We start from the raw sequence: 20,886 nt of genomic DNA, 5'->3' as shown, positions 1-20,886 counted from the left end.
ATAGAAAAGAGAGAAAAACTATGGCAGTTCAAATGGAATACGAAAAAGATGTTAAAGTAGCAGCGCTTGACGGTAAAAAAATCGCCGTAATCGGTTATGGTTCACAAGGACATGCGCATGCGCAAAACTTGCGTGATTCAGGTCGTGATGTCATTATCGGTGTACGTCCAGGTAAATCTTTTGACAAAGCAAAAGAAGATGGATTTGACACTTACACAGTAGCAGAAGCAACTAAATTGGCTGACGTTATCATGATCTTGGCACCAGATGAAATCCAACAAGAATTGTACGAAGCAGAAATCGCTCCAAACTTGGAAGCAGGAAATGCAGTTGGATTTGCCCATGGTTTCAACATCCACTTTGAATTTATCAAAGTTCCTGCAGATGTAGATGTCTTCATGTGTGCTCCTAAAGGACCAGGACACTTGGTACGTCGTACTTACGAAGAAGGTTTTGGTGTTCCAGCTCTTTATGCAGTATACCAAGACGCTACAGGAAATGCGAAAAATATTGCTATGGACTGGTGTAAAGGTGTTGGAGCAGCTCGTGTTGGTTTGCTTGAAACAACTTACAAAGAAGAAACTGAAGAAGATTTGTTTGGTGAACAAGCTGTACTTTGTGGTGGTTTGACTGCCCTTATCGAAGCAGGTTTTGAAGTCTTGACAGAAGCAGGATACGCCCCAGAATTGGCTTACTTTGAAGTTCTTCATGAAATGAAATTGATCGTTGACTTGATCTATGAAGGTGGATTCAAGAAAATGCGTCAATCTATTTCAAACACTGCTGAATACGGTGATTATGTATCAGGTCCACGTGTGATTACTGAGCAAGTTAAAGAAAACATGAAAGCTGTCTTGGCAGATATCCAAAATGGTAAATTTGCAAATGACTTTGTAAATGACTACAAGGTTGGACGTCCAAAATTGACTGCTTACCGTGAACAAGCAGCTAACCTTGAAATTGAAAAAGTTGGTGCTGAATTGCGTAAAGCAATGCCATTCGTTGGTAAAAATGACGACGACGCATTCAAAATCTACAACTAATTCTTGTGAAGAAAAACAGAAGGCGAGTTGGGGGTACCTAACTCGCTTTTTATCTTAAACAGTATTTGAGGAGGAGACAATGCTAAGTGCAAAAGACGTGGTGAAAGCCCACAAAGTATTGAGTGGTGTAGTAGTCAATACTCCACTTGATTATGATCATTATTTATCAGAGAAGTATGGTGCTAAGATTTATTTGAAGAAGGAAAATGCCCAGCGTGTTCGTTCTTTTAAAATTCGTGGAGCCTATTATGCCATTTCTCAATTAACAAAAGAAGAACGTGAGCGTGGTGTAGTCTGTGCCTCTGCAGGAAATCACGCTCAAGGTGTCGCCTATACTTGTAATGAGATGAAGATTCCTGCAACCATCTTTATGCCCATCACAACACCGCAACAAAAGATTGGACAGGTCCGCTTTTTTGGTGGAGACTTCGTGACCATTAAACTAGTTGGAGATACCTTTGATGCCTCAGCTAAAGCAGCTCAAGAATTTACAGTTTCTGAAAGCCGCACCTTTATTGATCCCTTTGATGATGCTCATGTCCAAGCAGGTCAAGGGACTGTCGCCTATGAAATTCTTGAAGAAGCTCGTAAAGAGGCTATCGATTTTGATACAGTACTCGTGCCAGTAGGCGGTGGCGGACTGATTGCAGGGGTTTCGACCTATATCAAAGAAACTAATCCCGCTATCGAAGTAATTGGTGTAGAAGCCAATGGTGCCCGTTCGATGAAGGCAGCCTTTGAAGCTGGAGGACCAGTTAAACTCAAAGAGATTGATAAGTTCGCTGATGGGATAGCCGTACAGAAGGTTGGACAATTAACCTATGAAGCGACCCGTCAGAATGTTGAAACGCTGATTGGGGTGGACGAGGGATTGATTTCTGAAACCTTGATTGATCTTTATTCCAAACAAGGAATTGTAGCGGAACCAGCAGGGGCTGCCAGCGTTGCAGCCTTGGAAGTTTTATCAGACTATATCAAAGGCAAGACGATTTGTTGTATTATTTCTGGAGGAAATAACGATATCAACCGTATGCCAGAGATGGAAGAACGTGCCTTGATTTACGATGGAATCAAGCATTACTTTGTAGTGAACTTTCCACAGCGTCCTGGAGCCCTCCGAGAGTTTGTAAATGATATCTTGGGGCCAAATGATGACATCACTCGTTTTGAATATATCAAACGAGCAAGTAAGGGGACGGGGCCCGTATTGATTGGGATTGCTCTTGCCAATAAGCATGATTATGCTGGATTGATTCATCGAATGGAAAAGTTTGACCCGTCTTATATTAATTTGAATGGAAATGAAACACTGTATAATATGCTAGTTTAAACTAAAATAAAATTATTATCATATTATTTGCGTAATGATAACGATGGTGTTATAATGAGGGTGATGAAAGGGGGAGATTCCCATGGTTTTACAAATTTTACTTGTTGTATTGATTTTAGTGGTGATTGTATCAGTGATTACGATTAGTTCTGTATATGTGGTACGACAACAATCTGTCGCTATTATAGAACGCTTTGGTAAATACCAAAAGTTGAGCAATAGTGGTATTCATTTGCGGGCTCCCTTTGGGATTGATAGAATTGCAGCAAGAGTACAACTACGCTTGTTGCAGAGTGAAATCGTTGTAGAGACAAAGACGCAAGATAATGTATTTGTAACGATGAATGTGGCAACTCAGTATCGAGTGAATGAAAACAATGTCACAGATGCCTATTATAAATTGATGCGTCCAGAAGCCCAAATCAAATCCTATATTGAAGATGCTTTGCGCTCATCTGTACCAAAGTTAACCCTAGATGAGTTGTTTGAGAAGAAGGATGAAATCGCCTTAGAAGTTCAAAAACAAGTGGCAGAAGAAATGTCTACGTATGGGTATATCATTGTCAAAACGCTGATTACTAAGGTTGAACCTGATGCTGAAGTAAAACAATCAATGAATGAAATCAATGCAGCTCAACGTAAGAGAGTTGCAGCGCAAGAACTTGCTGAAGCAGATAAGATTAAGATCGTGACCGCAGCAGAAGCAGAAGCAGAAAAAGATCGCCTACATGGTGTAGGGATTGCAGAACAGCGTAAAGCGATTGTTGACGGACTGGCTGATTCTATCAAAGAGTTAAAGGGAGCTAATGTTGAGCTGACTGAAGAACAAATCATGTCTATCCTATTAACGAACCAGTATTTAGATACGTTGAATAATTTTGCGGATAAAGAGGGTAATAATACAATCTTCCTACCAGCAAATCCTAATGGAGTTGAGGATATAAGAACTCATATATTATCGGCTTTAAAAGCCAAATAAAAATATGCAGAATAATATAGTTGTGACGAATATATGTTTTTTTATTGACAGATGAAATAAAAACGTATACAATTAAGAATTGTAAAGAATAATTCAGGAGAAGAACATGGTTAAGTCAAACTTTGAAAAGGTAGAAGCAGTTGTTGGCTGGGTCCGTGATAAGAAGATCACAGGTTACCGTATCTCTAAAGAAACGAATGCGCGTGAAATGTCTATCATTGCTCTAGCACAAGGACGCGCAAAAGTTAAAAATATTTCATTTGAAACAGCTCTTAGTTTAATCGATTTCTATGAAAAAAATCATGAAAAATTTGAAGATTGAACTGTGGTTACAGGCAGATTCCTGAATCGAGTCTGCCTTTTCTTTACAATTACAAACTAAAAAGACTGCATTCTGTATGCAGTCTTTATTTATTAATTGAGATAACGCTGAAGGAATTCTTTTGTCCGTTCTTCTTTAGGATTCGTGAAGAGTTCTTCAGGTTTACCTTCTTCTGCAATGATTCCCTTGTCCATGAAGATGACACGATGGGAGACGTCGCGAGCAAATTCCATTTCGTGGGTTACAACAATCATGGTCAAGCCTTCTTGAGCTAGGTCCTGCATAATTTTGAGGACTTCTCCGACCATTTCGGGGTCAAGGGCAGATGTAGGTTCGTCAAAGAGAATGGCGTCAGGATTCATGGAGAGTGCACGAGCGATAGCTACACGTTGCTTTTGTCCACCTGAAAGTTGTTTAGGCTTGGCTTGCCAGTAACGTTCTCCCATACCAACTTTTTCGAGATTCTCTTTGGCAATTTTTTCAGCTTCAGAGTGGTCGCGTTTGAGTACAGTAGTTTGGGCAACGATAGTATTTTCAAGGACATTCAGATTTTCAAAGAGATTGAAAGATTGGAAAACCATACCGAGCTTTTCACGATAATGGGTGAGGTTATAGCCTTTTTCCAGGACATTTTCTCCGCGATAGAGAATCTCTCCTCCTGTAGGTGTTTCGAGTAAATTGATTGAACGAAGGAAGGTTGATTTTCCGCTTCCCGAGCTTCCGATGATGGAAATAACCTCTCCTTTATGGACGGTGAGAGAAATGTCTTTTAGCACTTCGTTTTGCCCATAGGATTTTTTTAGGTGTTTGATTTCAAGGATTGGTTGTGTCATTTTTTCAAATCCCCCGTTTGCATTTGGTTAGCACCTGTAGTGTAAGTGTCCATGTCCATATAGTGTTCGATAAAACGTAGGATACGAGTCACAGTGAAGGTGAGGACAAAGTAAATCACTGCAATGATGGTAAAGGTCTGGAAGTATTGATAGGTTTGAGTCGCTACAGTATTTCCTGAGAAATAAAGCTCGACAACTGAAATAACGTTCAATACAGAGGTATCTTTGATATTGATGACAAACTCATTACCAGTAGCAGGTAGAATATTACGGACAACCTGAGGAAGGACAATCTTACGCATGGTTTGATTGTGGGTCATACCAAGAGCGGTTGCAGCTTCGAACTGTCCCTTGTCAACTGCTAGAATACCACCACGAACGATTTCTGTCATGTAGGCGCCTGTGTTGATTGAGACGATAAAGATAGCAGCCAGTGTCCGGTCGAGATTGATACCGAAAGCTTGAGCAGTTCCATAGTAGATAACCATGGATTGAACAATCATCGGTGTACCACGGAAGATTTCAATATAGACATTGAGAATCCAACCGACTAGTTTTTGTAGGCTGTAAATGGCTTTGTTTTCCGAGAGAGGAGCCGTACGGAAGACACCAATGGCAAGACCGATAATGAGACCTACGATAGTTCCGATGATTGAGATTAAAAGAGTGACGCCTGCACCGCGCAAGAGCTGTTGCCAGTTTTCAGAAAGAATTTTAGTAACTTGGCTGAAGAAATTACTGCCACTTTCTTCAGTTGTTGTGGCCTCGGCAGGTTGCTCCTGAATCATACGATCCATCAGTGCAACTTGTTCATCTTTGGAGATGGTTTCGATGCTCGCATTGATTTGGCTAATACGACTGTCATCTTTACGAAGTCCAATGGCGATAGCTGTATCTTCTTCTCCAGTTTTGAAACCAGGTTCTACTTGGACCATCTTGAACTTAGAGTTAGCGGCTTCAGCAGTCAGTGCTTCAGGGCGTTCCGAAACATAGGCATCAATAACACCGGCTTCCAGAGCTTGACGCATTTGAGCAAAGTCGCCCATAGCTGTTTCTTTCTTGGCACCAGGGATTTGGGAAATCAAGTCATAAAGGTAAACACCTTGTTGGGAAGTGATTTTTGCTCCATTAAAGTCCTCTAGAGATTTGGCATTTGCATAGGCAGAGTCCTTTTTGACCAATAGAACTGGTTCGCTAGTATAGTAACTGTTTGAAAAGGCAATTTCTTGTTTACGTTCAGCGGTTGGGCTCATACCAGCAATGATCATATCGATTTTGCCAGAAGTAAGGGCTGGAACAAGTCCTTCCCACTTGGTTTTCACGACCAAAGGTTCCTTACCTAGATCTTTGGCAATCTTTTTAGCGATTTGAACATCATAGCCGTTGGCATATTGGTTGGTACCGTCGATTTTGACAGCACCATTACTATCGTCGTCTTGGGTCCAGTTGAAGGGAGCGTAAGCTGCCTCCATCCCGATGCGTAAATATTCGTCGGCTTGGACTTGGCTAACTAGTCCCAGTGTAAGGGCTAGGCTAGCAAGGATAGATAAGCATAATTTTTTCATGTTTTCTCCTATTTCTAGTCTAAAAATGACTTCTCTCTATTGTATCTAAAAATGGTGAGATTTTCAATACAAGTAAGCCTTTACTTATAAAAAATGATATAATGGTGAAAAGATTGAAAGGGAATCGATTATGAAAAAAAGATGGCTGTTGGCTTTGGTATTTGCTTGTTTATTATTTATACCGAGCTTAGTTTTTGCAGTAGATTTTGACATCTTATCCTATCAGGGTGATTTGAATATTCATGCAGATAATACTGCAATTTTTAAGGAAACAATCACCTACCGTTTTGGAGATGATTATAATGGTCAGCTAGTTGGACTAGGAAAAGCTGGTAAAATGCCAGAAGGATTTGACATTGATTCCGACCCGACCGTTCAAGTGTCTAAAAATGGGCAAATTATTCAAAATGTTTCCTTTTATACTATGGAGGAAGAGGACGGCTACAAGGTAAAAATTTATAATGCTGGATATGCCGGAGATACTGTTCGGGTGACGGTTACCTGGCAACTATCAAATCTGCTCTTCTTATACAAGGATATAGCGGAGTTAAATTGGCAACCCTTGACGGATAGTTCAGAACCTATCGAAAATTTTGAGTTTCGGGTAACGGGCTTTAATGGAGCTGAAAAACTTTTCTTTCATACAGGGAAACTCTTTACAGAGGGCAAGGTAGAGAAGACAGGTGGTGATTATCGTGTTCATTTGAAGAACCTACCTCGTCAGCGTGGGGTTGAATTGCATGCCTATTGGCTTAGAAAAGATTTTGAAACAGCTTTGGATCAGGGATTGAAGGGCAATCGTTTAGCAGAATTTGAAAAAATAGAGGAGTCCATTACTGCTGAAAAAGCTCAGAGCAAAGCTCTGGTTACGTGGATCATCCCTTTCCTACTCTCGCTTTTTTTAGTCTTTAGTGTTATTTTCTACTGCATTTACAGAAGAAAAACCTCCCCATCGAAGAAATATGCCAAAAATTACCGTCTCTATGAACCGCCAATGGACTTAGAACCGATGGTTTTATCGGAAGCTGTTTACTCCACTTCTTTAGAGGAAGTCAGTCCCTTGACCAAAGGAGGAGGGAAGTTCACATTTGACCAACTCGTTCAGGCAACTTTATTGGATGTGATCGACCGTGGAAATGTTTCAATCATCTCAAATGGAGATGAAGTTCGTTTAAAAGTCGTAAAAGAAAAGGGATTGGCAAGTTTTGAAAAGGATTGCCTTAATTTGGCCTTTTCAGGAAGAGAAGAAGTGCTTGTTTCAGATTTGTTTGCAGATTACCAAGTGTCAACTAGTCTTTACAAAGGTGCAAAAGCAGCTGATGAAAAACGAATTCAGAAAACAGGACGTAAACTTAAGTCGTCTTTTGAGCAAGCTCTGAAGCAGATGCAGGATGGAGTGAGAAAGCGGGTTTCTTCTTTGCAACTTCCAGATTATTATCGTTCACTGAGTAATGGAGAAAAAATCCTGCGATTGACGATAGGTGTCTTTACGATTTTACCTGCTTTCGTTGGTTTTGGCTGGTTCTTGTATAGTTTGGATGCTCACGGGTATCTTTCCCTGCCACTTCCTATCCTTGGGTTTGTGGGCTTGATGTTAGCTGCCGTCTATTATTGGACGACCCGATTTGATACTCGTGATGGTGTTTTAAATGAAGATGGACTAGAAGTGTACTATCTCTGGACTAGTTTTGAAAACATGCTTCGCGATATCGCCCATCTAGACAAGGCAGCATTAGAAAGTATTGTTGTTTGGAATCGTCTCCTTGTTTATGCTACTTTATTTGGTTATGCGGACAAGGTGAGCCATTTGATGAGATCTTATCAGATTCAGGTCGAGAACCCAGATATCAATCTTTATGTAGCTTATGGCTGGCACAGTATGTTTTACCATTCAACTGCTCAAATGAGCCACTATGCTAGTATTGCAAATACAGCAAGCAATTACTCCGTCTCTTCTGGAAGTGGTTCTTCAGGTGGAGGATTCTCAGGAGGCGGAGGCGGTGGTAGCATCGGTGCTTTCTAAAAAATCTATCGCAGAATCCAAAATTATGCTATAATAGAGGACAGAAAAAGGAGTAATACATGTATCTTATTGAAATTTTGAAGTCGATCTTTTTTGGGATTGTTGAAGGAATTACAGAATGGTTGCCCATTTCAAGTACGGGCCACTTGATCTTGGTTGAAGAATTTGTACAATACAAGGACCAAAATGAAGCCTTCATGTCCATGTTTAATGTTGTCATTCAGCTCGGTGCTATCTTAGCGGTTATGGTGATTTACTTTAACAAGCTCAATCCTTTCAAACCTGGTAAAACTAAGGTTGAGGTTCGTAGAACCTGGCAATTGTGGTCAAAAGTCTTGGTTGCGACCTTGCCTTTGCTATTGGTTTTTAAACTAGATGATTGGTTTGATGCCAACTTCCATAACATGGTTTCAGTTGCGATTATGTTGATTATCTATGGTGTTGCCTTTATCTATCTTGAAAAACGAAATAAGGCGCAAGCCATTGAACCAACAGTAACAGAGCTAGACAAGTTACCTTATAAAACAGCCCTTTACATTGGGCTCTTCCAAGTTCTCGCCCTCTTTCCTGGAACGAGCCGTTCAGGTGCGACGATTGTCGGTGGTTTGTTAAATGGAACGAGTCGCTCTGTCGTAACAGAGTTTACCTTCTACCTCGGAATTCCTGTTATGTTTGGGGCTAGTGCTTTAAAAATTTTCAAATTTATAAAAGCAGGTCAACTCTTGAGTTTTGGACAACTGTTCTTGCTTTTGGTTGCTATGGGAGTTGCCTTTGCGGTCAGCATGGTTGCTATTCGCTTCTTGACCGGTTATGTGAAGAAGCACGACTTTACACTTTTTGGTAAATACCGTATCGTACTCGGTAGTGTCTTGTTGCTCTATAGTTTTGTGCGTTTATTTGTATAAGAAAAAGCTTGAGGGAATCTTCCTTCAAGCTTTTTAAAATCCTGTTACTGTGACTCCTAGCAAACGAATGCCTTTTTCTTTTTCAGCCAGTTCTTCGTAGAGTTGAAGGGCAGTTTGAGAAATCTGACTAGCGTCCTGTGTTGCTTGTGGGAGACTTTTTCGTCTAGTTAGAGTAGAGAAGTCAGCATATCGTATTTTGAGGATAATGATTTTTCCAGCTTTGCCTTGTTGACTGAGATTGTGAGCTACCTTTTCGGAGAGAAGAGTCAGCTCTTTTTTGATGTCTTCTTCTACTTGTAGGATCTTTCCGTAGGTTTTTTCCTTGCCAATGGACTTGCGAATACGATTGGCCTTGACCGGTGAATTATGAATGCCCCTAGCCTTTCGATAAAGATCAAAACCGAGTCTGCCAAACCGATCGATTAAAGTGACTTCAGAAACAGCCAATAAGTCTTCACCAGTATAAATGCCCATTTCATGAAGCTGTTCAACTGTTTTTTTGCCCACACCGTGGAATTTAGCAATGTCCATTTGTTTGAGAAAATCCTCAGCCTGATATGGGAGGATAACTGTTAAACCATGCGGCTTTTGATAGTCACTAGCCATTTTAGCTAGGAATTTGTTATAAGAAACGCCAGCCGAAGCAGTCAGGTGCAGCTCCTGCCAGATATCTTGTTGGATGAGGCGGGCTATTTTGACGGCTGACTTGATACCGAGTTTATTTTCCGTTACATCCAAGTATGCCTCGTCAATACTCATAGGTTCAATCAAATCAGTGTAGCGTTTAAAAATAGCACGAATCTCAAGTCCCACAGTCTTATACTTTTCATAATTTCCTGAGATAAAGATAGCTTGGGGACAGCGCTCATATGCCTCTTTAGAACTCATGGCTGAATGAACACCAAAAGCTCGCGCCTCATAGCTACAGGTAGAAACGACACCTCGACCACCTGTTTGTCTGGGATCGCTCCCAATGATGACAGGTTTACCCTTTAACTTAGGATTATCTCTGATTTCCACCGCAGCAAAAAAGGCATCCATATCGATATGGATGATTTTTCTAGACAAATCATTAATCAATGGAAATATGAGCATTTAGCTTCCTTTCTAGCCGTATTTTCTTTCTCATTATACCGTTTTTTCTGAAAAAATGGAAAAGAGTAGTCTAACTTTCAAAAATATAATACAGATAATATCAAAAAACAGCCTGTATTATAAAAGAAAGCGTTAAAAAGGCTATTTTATCCTTGTTGAAATCGGTTACTGTGTGGTATACTTGATTTATGAATGTAACAGATAGCTGTTACTAGAAAGAAAAATGAGGACATTAACATGGTTGTTAAGACAGTTGTTGAAGCACAAGATATTTTTGATAAAGCTTGGGAAGGCTTCAAAGGCGTAGATTGGAAAGAAAAAGCAAGTATTTCTCGCTTCGTTCAAGCTAACTACACACCTTACGATGGAGATGAAAGTTTCCTTGCTGGCCCAACAGAACGTTCGCTTCACATCAAAAAAATCGTAGAAGAAACAAAAGCACACTACGAAGAAACTCGTTTCCCAATGGACACTCGTCCAACATCTATTGCTGATATTCCTGCTGGATTTATCGACAAAGAAAACGAATTGATTTTTGGTATCCAAAACGATGAACTCTTCAAATTGAACTTCATGCCAAAAGGTGGTATCCGTATGGCTGAAACTACTTTGAAAGAAAATGGATACGAACCAGATCCAGCTGTTCACGAAATCTTCACAAAATACGTAACAACAGTTAACGACGGTATCTTCCGTGCTTACACTTCAAACATCCGTCGTGCTCGTCACGCTCACACTGTAACTGGTCTTCCAGATGCCTACTCACGTGGACGTATCATTGGTGTTTACGCACGTCTTGCTCTTTACGGTGCAGATTATTTGATGCAAGAAAAAGTAAACGACTGGAATGCAATTAAAGAGATTGATGAAGAAACAATCCGTCTTCGTGAAGAAGTAAACCTTCAATACCAAGCATTGCAACAAGTTGTTCGCTTGGGTGACCTTTACGGTGTTGACGTTCGCAAACCAGCGATGAACGTCAAAGAAGCTATCCAATGGGTGAACATCGCCTTCATGGCTGTCTGCCGTGTTATCAATGGTGCTGCAACATCTCTAGGACGTGTGCCAATCGTATTGGACATCTTTGCAGAACGTGATCTTGCTCGTGGTACATTTACTGAATCAGAAATCCAAGAATTCGTTGATGATTTCGTTATGAAACTTCGTACAGTTAAATTTGCTCGTACAAAAGCTTATGACCAATTGTACTCAGGTGACCCAACCTTCATCACAACTTCTATGGCTGGTATGGGTAACGACGGTCGTCACCGTGTTACTAAGATGGACTACCGTTTCTTGAACACTCTTGACAATATCGGTAACTCTCCAGAACCAAACTTGACAGTTCTTTGGACTGACAAATTACCTTATAGCTTCCGTCGTTACTGTATGCACATGAGCCACAAACACTCTTCAATCCAATATGAAGGTGTTACAACAATGGCTAAAGACGGATACGGTGAAATGAGCTGTATCTCATGTTGTGTATCTCCACTTGACCCAGAAAATGAAGAACAACGTCACAACATTCAGTACTTCGGTGCTCGTGTTAACGTATTGAAAGCCCTTCTTACTGGTTTGAACGGTGGTTACGACGATGTTCACAAAGACTACAAGGTATTTGACATCGAACCAATCCGTGACGAAGTTCTTGAATTCGAATCAGTTAAAGCGAACTTTGAAAAATCTCTTGACTGGTTGACTGACACTTACGTAGATGCTTTGAACATCATCCACTACATGACTGATAAGTACAACTACGAAGCGGTTCAAATGGCCTTCTTGCCAACTAAACAGCGTGCAAACATGGGATTCGGTATCTGTGGATTTGCCAACACTGTTGATACATTGTCAGCAATCAAATACGCTACCGTTAAACCAATCCGTGACGAAAATGGCTACATCTACGATTACGAAACAATCGGTGAATACCCACGTTGGGGTGAAGATGATCCACGCTCAAACGAATTGGCAGAATGGTTGATTGAAGCTTACACAACTCGTCTACGTAGCCACAAACTCTACAAGAACGCAGAAGCCACAGTATCACTTTTGACCATCACATCTAACGTTGCTTACTCTAAACAAACTGGTAACTCACCAGTCCACAAAGGTGTATACCTCAACGAAGATGGTTCTGTGAACTTGTCTAAACTTGAATTCTTCTCACCAGGTGCTAACCCATCTAACAAAGCTAAAGGTGGATGGTTGCAAAACTTGAACTCACTTGCTAGCCTTGACTTTGGTTACGCAGCTGATGGTATCTCATTGACAACTCAAGTTTCACCTCGTGCTCTTGGTAAAACTCGTGACGAACAAGTGGACAACTTGGTAACAATCCTTGATGGTTACTTCGAAAACGGTGGACAACACTGTAACTTGAACGTAATGGACTTGAAAGATGTTTATGACAAGATTATGAATGGCGAAGATGTCATCGTTCGTATCTCAGGATACTGTGTAAACACTAAATACCTCACTCCAGAACAAAAAACTGAATTGACACAACGTGTCTTCCACGAAGTTCTTTCAATGGATGATGCATTGAGCTAATATTCAATTAGAATGGAAAAAAAGCTAGTCTATAGGACTGGCTTTTTTCTATATCTAAAAGATAAATTTTCGACATATCATATGAAAAATACTAAGAGATTGTGTTAATTCTGGTGACAATGTGTTGAAATTCGAGAGAATAATATAATAAAATCTTATAAAAATATATTTTCTAGTTATTAAACTTGAATAGATTGTATTGAGATGTTATAATATAATGGATAAACTCTAGTTAGTGATAGGGGTTGTCAAAATGGTATGATGTAATCTCTTAGGGAGATTAGAAATAAAAATTTCATATAGAAAAGAGGAGAAGAGATGTCGAAAAGCAAAGCGTTAAACATGCTTTCTAAATTTTCTGCGTTAGCTTTTGCTATTTTAGGCCTAGCATCTGTTTTGATAGGCATTGTTAAAGCAGATAATCCTGTTTCAAAAGAATTGACACAAGTAATTACAGGTATTGATCTGTTAGATGCTTCAGATACTAAGCAAAATGTGAGTTCAGAAGGAGATTTCTCGCTTCGTACGAATTTAGCATATAAGCTTCGCGTGACGTTCGATCTCAAGCAGTACAATGAGAACTTGAATAACGGGGATTATTTTACTTTTGATATTCCGGCTCCCATGACGGTTTATAATGGTAATCAGGAGTTGATTGATCCGGTTACTCAAGTAGCTATAGGAGAGGCAGTAGTCACATCAAATGGTAATGACCAAGGTGGCAAGGCAAAGATAACCTTGAAGAACCTGGATAAATACTTGGCTAAAACTGGAGGAGACAAAGTAAAGGATGTATTTGGTAACTTTTCTGCATCATTTAGATTCTTAAAGGATCAAAATAAAACTCCAATTAATTTTAATTCTTCTTCAATGAAGCAAGAAATTAAACATGTTTATAGTTCGAAAACGATTTCAGGTCCTAAAGTTGGGACTGAGAACTATGCAAAAGCAGGGGGTCAGGCATCACGTGACAATTGGACTTCTGAAAAATTAGCAGCTATTGGATCAGTTAGCAAAGGAGATGCTGTTTCAAACTGGAGGGTACGTGTAAATACGGAAAAACAAGATTTTGGACAGAACATTGTTCTACACGATACGATTCCAAACGACGATACATCCTATACTCCTGCTCAATACATACCAGAAACTTTGAGAGTTTACAGGGCGGATATTACTGGTGGAACGTCCGCTGTTCCTGATGATGCTGTATTATTATCTGAGGGAAAAGAATATACGGTTGATTGGAATGAAAACTATACTTCATTCGATATAACCTTTAAAGATGGAACGACATCTTACTTTGTTACTTACAGTACTACCACTCCGAATGATGGTACTAAAGTAGCAAATATCGCAGCCTTGTCTCTGGCAGACGGAACAAAACTGGCTCAAAATACAAGTCGTCCAGGGGCTCTTAGTATGAAAGCGGAAGCTACTTCCTTGATTTCAGGGACTATCGTGGCTTCTACTGCTTATCAAATTAAGATTAATAAGACAGACGCGTTCACTCTTACACCTGTTCCAGGAGCAGTTTATACTGTGACAGCAGCAGATGATGCAAGTGAAACAACAGAAGTGACTACGAATGAAAAAGGAGTAGCGCTTACTAAAACTTATGATCAGAAATGGGAAGGTAAAACGTTCAAGATCAAAGAGAAGACTGCTCCAGCTGGCTATAAGCTAGATGAAAAAGAGTATACAGTCAAACTCGGAGCAGCAGGTTCTACTATTAATCTTAAAGATGAACCAGTTCCAGCTGTATTCAATGTGACTGCTAAGAAAGTGGTAGAAGGTCGTACAGATAAACTTCCTAAAGCAGATGAGTTTACTTTCAACCTATACACAGCAGAGAACTTGAAGACTCCAGTAGCTACAGCGAAATCAAAAGCTGACGGAACGATTACCTTTGAGAATATTGAGTTGAAAGGTGAGGGAACTTATCGCTACATCATCAAAGAAGATACTTCAAAAGCAATCGATGGTATCACATTTGATGAGGAAGGCAAGGAAGTTACTGTAACAGCAGCATTCCAAGGTGGCGTATTGAAAGCTTCTGTTACTTCAGCAGAACCAACTTTCACCAACACTTATAAAGCCGCTTCAACAAGCGCGACAATCAAAGCTAAGAAAGTCCTGAATGGTAAAGACCTTGTGGCTGATACTTATACTTTCGAATTGAAAGAAAAAGATTCAGTTGTAGCTACAGCTAAGAATACTGCTTCAGGAGAAGTTGTCTTCAAGGTCGACTACACAGAAGCAGGAGAGCACACTTACACTATCACTGAAAAAGAAGGTAGCGAAAAAGGTGTGACCTACTCAACAGAATCTTACACAGTTAAAGTGAATGTAGTAGATAACGGTCAAGGTCAATTGGTTGCGACTGTAGAAAATGCGGACGCGGAACGTGTCTTCACTAATATCTATACAGCACCAGTACCAACAGCTACATCAGCAACACTTGAGTTTACGAAAGAATTGACTGGTCGTGCTTTGGTTGATGGTGAATTCCAATTTGAATTGTATGAAGGTACAAAACTAGTTGATACAAAAACAAACCAAGCTGGAAAAGTAACATTTAAAGCAATCAACTATGATGCAGAAGGTGTTCATACTTATACTGTAAAAGAAGTGAATGCCGGAGCAACTGGTATTACTTACGACACAGAAAAGACTGCAGTGGTAACAGTAACCAAAGATGCAGCAACAAATGCCTTGAAGGCAACTGTTGAATACCCAGCAGGTAGTGTCTTCACGAATAGCTTTAAAGCACCAGCAGTAGAAGCTACGATTGAAGCAACTAAGAAACTTGAAGGTAAAGAACTTGCGGCTGATGCTTATACTTTCGAATTGAAAGAAAATGGTGCAGTTGTAGCGGAAACTAAGAACACTGCCGAAGGTAAAGTAGCCTTTGTTCGTTCATTCGAAGAAGCAGGTACTCACACTTATACCTTGATTGAAAAAGTTGGTACTGAAGAGGGTATTGAATACGATAAGACTGAGCATACTGTAACAGTCACTGTAGTTGCGGATGGTCAAGGTCTCTTGACTGCAAAGGTTTCGTATGCCGATGGTAAAGAAGTTGTATTTACAAATAAATACACTGTTCCAACACCAACACCAGAACCAAATCCAAATCCAGCTCCAAATAATCCAGCACCAACACCAGATCCAACGCCAAATAATCCAGGAACAAATCCAACTCCAGGAACAGAACCAACTAATCCAGGACAAAAAGAGGATCTAAAACCAACACCTCCAGTAACTGAGGAAAAAGGTCAAGCTGAACTTCCAAATACAGGTGAAGCAACCTCTATCCTTTCTGCAATTGGATTTGTAGTATTGGCATTGAGTGGACTGGTATTCTTCGTAAAACGTAAAGCTTAAGCTTTCGTAGAAGAAACATGAAACTTGGTAAGTGAGAATTCTACTTCTCTCTTAAACCTGATAGAGAAAGTCTCTAGAAAATTTATTTTCTAGAGGCTTTTTTGTGTTTCAAAAAATTTTTTAAAAATAGTCAAATTTGGTCAAAAAGGTATTGACTTTTACTGACCAAAGTGGTATAGTAGAAACATAAGGAAAATGAATTCCTTAGAAAACTTCATTTTCAATGATTCTATTTATTGAAAATGTATGATAGATACCCTAGAAAGGGGTGGGGCCTATGTTAAATCTAACAGATTTTGAAAAGAAGATGATAGAAGGCTTATTTAAGAAAGAAAAACCAGAAATTATACGTAGAGTAGCGAGTTAGCTAGTCTAAAATTTTTAAAACAAAGGTCAAAGATAGTCAATATCAGAGATCGCAAATAATAAACAATAAACGAGGTAAAGAATATGAACAACAACTTTAATAACTTTAACAACATGGATGATTTATTTAACCAATTGATGGGAGGTATGCGAGGATATAGTTCTGAAAATCGTCGCTACTTGATTAATGGACGTGAAGTGACACCTGAGGAATTTGCTCACTATCGTGCAACTGGGAAATTGCCAGGAAATGCAGAAGTTGATGGACAAATGCAACAACACGTTTCAGGTATGAAACAAGACGGTGTCCTTGCTAAACTAGGTCGTAACTTGACAGCGGAAGCTCGTGAGGGTAAGTTGGATCCTGTTATCGGACGAAACAAGGAAATTCAAGAAACATCTGAAATCCTCTCACGTCGTACCAAAAACAATCCTGTTCTGGTCGGAGATGCAGGTGTTGGTAAGACTGCAGTTGTCGAAGGTCTAGCACAAGCTATTGTGAATGGAGATGTTCCAGCTGCCATCAAGAACAAGGAAATTATTTCCATTGATATCTCAGGTCTTGAGGCTGGTACTCAATACCGTGGCAGCTTTGAAGAAAATGTGCAAAATCTAGTCAACGAAGTGAAAGAAGCAGGGAATATTATCCTCTTCTTTGATGAAATTCACCAAATCCTCGGTGCTGGTAGTACTGGTGGAGACAGTGGTTCTAAAGGGCTTGCGGACATTCTCAAGCCAGCTCTCTCCCGTGGTGAGTTGACCGTTATTGGGGCAACAACTCAGGACGAATACCGTAACACGATTTTGAAGAATGCGGCTCTTGCTCGTCGTTTCAACGAAGTCAAGGTCAATGCTCCTTCGGCTGAAGATACTTTCAAAATCCTTCAAGGAATTCGTGACCTTTATCAACAACACCACAATGTCATCTTGCCAGATGAAGTTTTGAAAGCAGCAGTGGATTATTCGATCCAATACATTCCTCAACGCAGCTTGCCAGATAAGGCTATCGACCTTGTCGATGTAACGGCAGCTCACTTGGCAGCTCAACATCCTGTAACAGATGTGCATGCTGTTGAACGGGAAATTGAGGCAGAAAAAGACAAGCAAGAAAAAGCAGTTGAGGCAGAAGACTTTGAAGCAGCTCTCAATGCTAAAACACGTATTGCAGAATTAGAGAAAAAAGTCGAAAACCACACAGAAGACATGAAAGTGACTGCAAGCATCAACGATGTGGCTGAATCTGTGGAACGAATGACAGGTATCCCAGTTTCACAAATGGGAGCATCAGACATCGAACGTTTGAAAGATATGGCCCATCGCTTGGAACACAAGGTTATCGGTCAAGATAAGGCAGTAGAAGCAGTGGCTCGTGCTATCCGTCGTAACCGTGCAGGATTTGATGAAGGCAATCGCCCAATCGGCAGCTTCCTCTTTGTAGGTCCAACTGGGGTTGGTAAGACGGAGCTTGCTAAGCAATTGGCGCTCGATATGTTTGGAACCAAGGACGCAATTATCCGTTTGGATATGTCTGAATACAGTGACCGCACAGCTGTATCTAAATTGATTGGTACAACAGCAGGTTATGTGGGGTATGATGACAATAGCAATACCTTGACAGAACGAGTTCGTCGTAATCCATACTCTATCATTCTCTTGGACGAAATTGAAAAGGCTGATCCTCAAGTAATCACCCTTCTCCTCCAAGTCTTGGATGATGGTCGTTTGACTGATGGTCAAGGAAATACAGTGAACTTCAAGAACACTGTCATTATCGCGACATCAAATGCTGGATTTGGTTATGAAGCCAACTTGACAGAAGATGCGGACAAACCAGAATTGATGGATCGTTTGAAACCATACTTCCGTCCAGAATTCCTCAACCGCTTTAACGCTGTTATCGAGTTCTCACACTTAAATAAGGAAGATCTTTCTAAGATTGTGGACTTGATGTTGGCTGAGGTCAACCAAACCTTGGCTAAGAAAGACATTGATTTGGAAGTCAGCCAAGCAGCTAAGGACTTTATCACAGAAGAAGGCTATGACGAAGTTATGGGTGTTCGTCCTCTCCGTCGCGTGGTTGAACAACAAATTCGTGATAAGGTAACAGATTTCCACTTGGATCATCTAGATGTCAAACATCTGGAAGCAGATATGGAAGATGGTGGTTTAGTTATTCGTGAAAAAGCCTAATACTCTTCGAAAATCAAATTCAAACCACGTCAACGTCGCCTTGCCGTACTCAAGTACAGCCTGCGGCTAGTTTCCTAGTTTGCTCTTTGATTTTCATTGAGTATAAGACAAAATTTTGAGAATAAAAAAGAAGGAACTAGCTAAAAAGCTGGTTCCTTTTGCGTTTAGATGATATGGCGTTCAAAGGCATCATCTGAGATTCCTTGTTCCAGGATGAGTTTCGCCCATTCTTTAGCAGAAAAGAGGCTGTGGTCCTTGTAGTTTCCGCAAGATTCGATGGTTGTTCCAGGAACATCTTCCCAAGTAGTGGTCTCAGCAATTTCCTTGAGTGAGTCCTTGATGACAGCTGCAATATCAGCACTGGTATGACGTCCCCACATAATCATATGGAAACCAGTACGGCAACCAAATGGTGAACAGTCAATCATGCCGTCAATACGGGTACGGATGAGTTTGGCCAAGAGGTGCTCAATGGTGTGAAGCCCAGCTGTAGGGATTGAGTCTTCGTTTGGTTGCACCAAGCGAATATCAAAGTTGGAGATGACATCTCCCTTTGGCCCTGTTTCTTCCCCAATCAAGCGAACATAGGGTGCTTTGACAATGGTGTGGTCTAGTTCAAAACTTTCGACAATAACTTCTTTTGACATGGTAAATCCTTTCAATTTTCTTCTTTCATTATATCATAAAGACTGTTCTTGAAACAGAGAGAAAACCTCTCCAAGAAGAAAGGAGAGGTTTGAGTTTTTATTTGCGATACAAGCGATCGTATTGGTAGTATGGATCAAAGGTTACGTTGATGCCTAGCTTGCGAAGGACATTCTTGTCTTCGTCTGTCAAGATGATGGTTGAGTGAGCTTCGCTTCCTTTGAGATTACCAAGTTCTTCCATGGCGCGTGCAGCATCAGGATTTTCCATGGCTGTGATTGCAAGAGCAATCAGGATTTCATTTGAGTGAAGTCGAGGGTTGCGGCTGCCTAGGTGATTGATTTTAAGACCTTGAATTGGTTTGACGACTTCAGGCTCGATTAGTTTCACTTCCTTAGCGATGTCAGCTGATTTTTTAATAGCATTGATCAAGGCAGCAGCTGTTGGACCAAAGAGTTCGGAGTTTTTACCAGTGACAATGTCACCAGATGGCAATTCGAGAGCTAGGGCAGGACCACCAGTTTCTTCAGCCTTTTGACGTGCTGCGACAGCAACCTGACGGTCTGCAGGTGTGATACCGAGATCGTTCATGAGAAGTTCAATTTTCTTAACAGCAGCTTCGCTAACTTTTTCGGCTTTAAAATCAAGAACAGTTTGATAATAGCGACGGATGATTTCTTGTTTAGAAGCTTCGATAGCAGCTTCATTATCAGTAATAGCAAAACCAACCATGTTGACACCCATGTCTGTTGGTGAAGCGTATGGAGACTCACCGAGAATGCGTTCCAGCATACGTTTGAGCACTGGGAAGATTTCGATATCACGGTTGTAATTGACAGTGGTTTCTCCGTAGGTTTGGAGATGGAAAGGGTCAATCATGTTGACATCGTCAAGGTCTGCGGTTGCAGCCTCGTAGGCCAAATTGACTGGATGATGAAGGGGAAGATTCCAAACTGGGAAGGTTTCAAATTTAGCGTAACCAGACTTGATGCCATTGAGTTGGTCGTGGTACATATTGGACATACAAGTTGCCAATTTTCCAGAACCAGGTCCAGGAGCGGTTACGACAATCAAGTTGCGACTGGTTTTGATGTAGTCGTTTTTCCCCATCCCTTCGGGAGAAATGATGTGGTCCATATCCGTTGGGTATCCTTTAATTGGATAATGAAGATAAGAATCAATTCCATTTTTCTCGAGCTGGTTGCGGAAGGCATCTGCAGCGGGTTGTCCGGCGTATTGTGTGATGACAACAGAACCGACAAAGATTCCCAGTTCATTGAATTTGTCGATCAAACGAAGAACTTCTTGGTCGTAAGAAATACCTAGGTCGCCACGTGCCTTGGAATGTTCGATGTTGCTAGCATTAATGGCAATCACAACCTCAACCTGCTCTTTCAACTCTTGCAAGAGCTTGATCTTATTGTCAGGCTCATAACCAGGCAGTACACGAGCAGCGTGGAAATCTTCTAACATTTTGCCGCCAAACTCTAGGTAAAGCTTACCGTCAAATTGGTTAATGCGCTCCAAAATGTGGTCGCGTTGTAGATTTAAATATTGTTCAGAACTAAAAGCTTGTTTTTTCATTTTTTTACCTCTGACCTCTATTATATAAAAAAAATGGGAGTTAGGAAACTACGGAGCTAAAAAAGAAAT

Annotated in this window: 14 protein-coding genes; 9 read left to right on the top strand and 5 right to left on the bottom strand. The window is 40.6% G+C overall.

The features are described 5' to 3' along the window. Positions 1-20 precede the first annotated feature (20 nt). The 4 genes from ilvC to MK405_RS05640 all read left to right on the top strand — a co-directional run bounded on the left by ilvC (position 21) and on the right by MK405_RS05640 (position 3,674). A complete protein-coding gene (gene ilvC, locus MK405_RS05655) occupies positions 21-1,043 on the top strand; it encodes a ketol-acid reductoisomerase (RefSeq protein ID WP_268704535.1) in 1,023 nt (340 codons plus the stop codon). A gap of 79 nt (positions 1,044-1,122) precedes the next feature. Continuing rightward, positions 1,123-2,373, top strand: coding sequence for a threonine ammonia-lyase IlvA (gene ilvA / locus MK405_RS05650; RefSeq protein WP_268704534.1), 1,251 nt, complete (start codon positions 1,123-1,125; stop codon positions 2,371-2,373). An 82-nt stretch (positions 2,374-2,455) separates the two neighbouring features. Next, entirely contained in the window at positions 2,456-3,352 is an 897-nt protein-coding gene (locus MK405_RS05645) for an SPFH domain-containing protein (RefSeq protein WP_268704533.1), read from the top strand. 106 nt (positions 3,353-3,458) lie between these two features. After that, positions 3,459-3,674, top strand: a complete 216-nt coding sequence (locus MK405_RS05640) for a capsule biosynthesis transcriptional regulator (RefSeq protein ID WP_000241003.1) — start codon at positions 3,459-3,461, stop codon at positions 3,672-3,674. Between the two features lie 92 nt (positions 3,675-3,766). Here MK405_RS05640 and MK405_RS05635 read toward each other — a convergent pair whose 3' ends face one another. Both MK405_RS05635 and MK405_RS05630 read right to left on the bottom strand, forming a co-directional pair. Next, complete coding sequence (locus tag MK405_RS05635) at positions 3,767-4,507, bottom strand: amino acid ABC transporter ATP-binding protein (RefSeq protein ID WP_000193353.1); 741 nt, start codon at positions 4,505-4,507, stop codon at positions 3,767-3,769. Next, entirely contained in the window at positions 4,504-6,072 is a 1,569-nt protein-coding gene (locus tag MK405_RS05630; RefSeq protein WP_268704532.1) for an ABC transporter substrate-binding protein/permease, read from the bottom strand. Before MK405_RS05630 ends, MK405_RS05635 begins: the two co-directional genes overlap by 4 nt. Positions 6,073-6,202: 130 nt before the next feature. Between MK405_RS05630 and MK405_RS05625 the strand changes: the two genes are divergently transcribed. Together MK405_RS05625 and MK405_RS05620 are read left to right on the top strand one after the other, a co-directional pair. Next, positions 6,203-8,095: a DUF2207 domain-containing protein gene (locus tag MK405_RS05625; RefSeq protein ID WP_268704531.1), complete on the top strand. Its 1,893-nt coding sequence runs from the start codon at positions 6,203-6,205 to the stop codon at positions 8,093-8,095. Between the two features lie 59 nt (positions 8,096-8,154). After that, positions 8,155-9,000 carry an undecaprenyl-diphosphate phosphatase gene (locus tag MK405_RS05620; RefSeq protein ID WP_000280789.1) on the top strand — a complete coding sequence of 282 codons (846 nt, stop codon included), beginning with the start codon at positions 8,155-8,157 and terminating at the stop codon, positions 8,998-9,000. A gap of 33 nt (positions 9,001-9,033) precedes the next feature. On the opposite strand, the gene dinB is transcribed toward MK405_RS05620, so the two are convergent. Further along, the gene (gene dinB, locus MK405_RS05615; RefSeq protein ID WP_268704530.1) at positions 9,034-10,095 is read right to left on the bottom strand and encodes a DNA polymerase IV; all 1,062 of its coding nucleotides are present in this window, start codon (positions 10,093-10,095) and stop codon (positions 9,034-9,036) included. 237 nt (positions 10,096-10,332) lie between these two features. Here dinB and pflB point away from each other — a divergent pair, with 237 nt between their 5' ends. From pflB to MK405_RS05600, 3 genes are all read left to right on the top strand, one after another. Beyond that, positions 10,333-12,648 (top strand): formate C-acetyltransferase, encoded by a 2,316-nt coding sequence (gene pflB / locus MK405_RS05610; protein ID WP_000260616.1) that lies wholly within the window; start codon positions 10,333-10,335, stop codon positions 12,646-12,648. Positions 12,649-12,966: 318 nt separating this feature from the next. Further along, positions 12,967-16,032, top strand: coding sequence for a Spy0128 family protein (locus MK405_RS05605; protein ID WP_268704529.1), 3,066 nt, complete (start codon positions 12,967-12,969; stop codon positions 16,030-16,032). A gap of 450 nt (positions 16,033-16,482) precedes the next feature. Further along, complete coding sequence (locus tag MK405_RS05600) at positions 16,483-18,588, top strand: ATP-dependent Clp protease ATP-binding subunit (RefSeq protein ID WP_268704528.1); 2,106 nt, start codon at positions 16,483-16,485, stop codon at positions 18,586-18,588. 164 nt (positions 18,589-18,752) lie between these two features. On the opposite strand, the gene MK405_RS05595 is transcribed toward MK405_RS05600, so the two are convergent. Together MK405_RS05595 and MK405_RS05590 are read right to left on the bottom strand one after the other, a co-directional pair. Then, positions 18,753-19,235, bottom strand: a complete 483-nt coding sequence (locus MK405_RS05595; protein WP_268704527.1) for an S-ribosylhomocysteine lyase — start codon at positions 19,233-19,235, stop codon at positions 18,753-18,755. 97 nt (positions 19,236-19,332) lie between these two features. Continuing rightward, on the bottom strand, positions 19,333-20,817 hold the full coding sequence (locus tag MK405_RS05590) for a DUF1846 domain-containing protein (RefSeq protein ID WP_268704526.1): 1,485 nt from the start codon (positions 20,815-20,817) through the stop codon (positions 19,333-19,335). Positions 20,818-20,886 lie beyond the last annotated feature (69 nt).

Origin of the sequence: Streptococcus oralis (assembly GCF_026782345.1) — a bacterium.
Taxonomy (GTDB): domain Bacteria; phylum Bacillota; class Bacilli; order Lactobacillales; family Streptococcaceae; genus Streptococcus; species Streptococcus oralis_CK.
This window is presented reverse-complemented; position numbering and strand designations above follow the sequence as displayed.